Here is a 1,665-nt window from a genome sequence, read left to right as displayed (position 1 = left end):
TTTATAGAAACGTGTGAAAATGGTTATCCACAACACTTAGACCACAAAACCTGGTTCAAAATACGAATTCAAAGACTCATCTAACTAATCACTGTTTTGGAATAAGGTGTGGTAAGAACTTTTCGAAAGTAGTCAAGCTACAGGTATTAAATGTACAAATCCACATTCACATATTCAATGTTACAAATTAACAAAGCCGTCTTCAACTACGGTTATTAGAGGTTGAAAGAAAGGAGAAGTATGTTGTAAATGACCAGCTAGATGGGTCAATTACAATATACCAGGTATAGATTATGAAAGGTAAATTATAAAAAACGTTTGCTTCTAGTGCTGTTGCATTAAGCATGTTAGTCGGATGTAGTTCAGGAAGTGGAACTGCTGCAACTGAATTAAAGGAAGGAGATACGGTCAAGATTGGTTTGAACTATGAATTGTCTAGTGCTGTAGCTTCTTATGGTCAAGCTGAGTATAAAGGTGCAACGCTAGCTATCAAGGAAAATAACGCAAACAAGGATTCAAAATATAAAATTAAAGCTGTCAAAATGGATAATAAAGGAGATGCTAGTGAATCTACTTCAGCAGCTACAAAATTGATGACTGAAGATAGTGTAGCTTTTATAGTTGAACCTGCAACTTCAGGTGCTTCTATTGCGACATATCCAGTAGCGGATCAAAACCAAGTTCCAGTCATTTCACCATCTGCTACTCAGGTAGATGCAACAATGAATGGAGATTCTCCTTATGAATATGCGTTCCGTATCTGTTTTGTAGATTCATATCAAGGTAAGGCAATGGCTAAATTTGGATATGAAAACTTAGGTAAGAAAAAAGCTGTTATCATTAACGAAGTTAGTGATTATGGAAAGGGTCTAATTAAAGAATTTACACAAAATTTGAAGATTTAGGTGGAGAAGTTGTAGCTACAGAAAGCTATAACACTAAAGACACTGACTTTGCCGGTATTATCACGAAAGTAAAAGATAAAGGTGATGATGTATTTGAATCAGAAAAATTAGCAGAACTTGCAGGTAAAGAAAATTTAAATAACTGCTACTATTCAACTGCTTATACTACAGTTAATGCAAGCGATACTTTAACAACATTTGTTGATGCATATACTAAAGAATATGGAGAAGCTCCAAATATGTTCTCTGCATTAGCTTACGATGCTGCTAATTTAGTTTTACAAGCCCTGGAAAAATCAGCTAAGACTGGTGCTATTCTACAAAAGGCAATTGCAGATTCTGATTTTGAAGGTTTAACTGGTTCATTCACATTTGATAAGACACATTTACCTAAGAAGTCTGTATTAGTTTTTAACTTAGTAGATGGTGTTCAAACGGAAGCCATTTCAGTAGATCCAAATAAATAAGTCTTTGTTCAAAGGGGGGAACAATTTCCAATGTCATTAAGTTAAGAAATAACGAACTGTCCAGATACTATTGTCTGGATGGTATTTTTATTTGAAAGCACAGCGAAATTTGTAGTATTGCTACTACATTTTAAAAAATATATAAACGGAATTATTCATGAAAATATAAAAATTCGTAGAATGTTCCTAATTTAAAGGAAATCTACGAATTTTTCTTATCACCCATTGGGTGAACTTTTCATATAAGAAAAGCTCCTCTATAATATAGGCGTCAAAACCAAAAAAAGGAGCCA

The 1,665-nt window shown here is 33.8% G+C and carries 2 protein-coding genes; both read left to right on the top strand.

Annotated features, from left to right (window positions below; all coding sequences use genetic code 11):
- The first annotated feature begins 344 nt into the window (after positions 1 to 344).
- Positions 345 to 905 (top strand): ABC transporter substrate-binding protein, encoded by a 561-nt coding sequence (locus tag H8911_RS12850; RefSeq protein ID WP_255466377.1) that lies wholly within the window; start codon positions 345 to 347, stop codon positions 903 to 905.
- Positions 881 to 1,372 carry an ABC transporter substrate-binding protein gene (locus tag H8911_RS13010; RefSeq protein ID WP_353736521.1) on the top strand — a complete coding sequence of 164 codons (492 nt, stop codon included), beginning with the start codon at positions 881 to 883 and terminating at the stop codon, positions 1,370 to 1,372. Before H8911_RS12850 ends, H8911_RS13010 begins: the two co-directional genes overlap by 25 nt.
- Positions 1,373 to 1,665: the final 293 nt, after the last annotated feature.

The sequence above is a fragment of the Holdemanella hominis genome (genome assembly GCF_014306155.1).
In the GTDB taxonomy this organism is placed as follows: Bacteria; Bacillota_I; Bacilli_A; order Erysipelotrichales; family Erysipelotrichaceae; genus Holdemanella; species Holdemanella hominis.
The sequence above is the reverse complement of the archived record's forward strand: the minus strand, read 5'-3'. Positions and strand labels throughout refer to the sequence as shown.